General features: G+C 26.9%; 1 protein-coding gene. It reads left to right on the top strand.

Annotated elements, in window-relative coordinates; all coding sequences use genetic code 11:
* Positions 1-215: DUF5662 family protein (locus ETC00_RS19830; protein WP_216369609.1), on the top strand; the 215-nt coding region annotated here is incomplete at its 5' end.
* Positions 216-454: the final 239 nt, after the last annotated feature.

Below are 454 nucleotides of genomic sequence, written 5' to 3' on the forward strand. Positions count from 1 at the left end.
AAAACAATAGTCATCACCCAGAATTTTATGAAAACGGTGTAGATGGAATGGATCTGTTTGATTTGGTCGAAATGGTTTGTGATTGGATGGCTGCTGCAAAAAGACATGATGATGGTAACATTTACGAAAGCTTGAAAATAAATAAAGAAAGGTTTGGATTATCAGATCAACTTTACAATATCATCAAAAATACGGTTGATAAATTTGAAAAATAAAGGGAGGATAAACGTCATCCCTTTATTTTTTTATGTTTTCCTATCAAGAAACAATATCATAAATATATATTTTTATTAGTTTAAGGTGGTGAAGTTTAAAATGGGTTATTTATTGAACGAAAAAAAATTAGTTAACGATAATGTTTTTTTATATGAAGAGAAATTAAATTCTAAACTAATACGTTTTCTAGAAAAAACACCCACTTTCGTAACTTATTTTAATATTAATGATACTGAAT

The sequence above is a fragment of the Brevibacillus sp. MCWH genome, assembly GCF_013096935.1.
GTDB lineage: Bacteria > Bacillota > Bacilli > Brevibacillales > Brevibacillaceae > Brevibacillus > Brevibacillus aydinogluensis.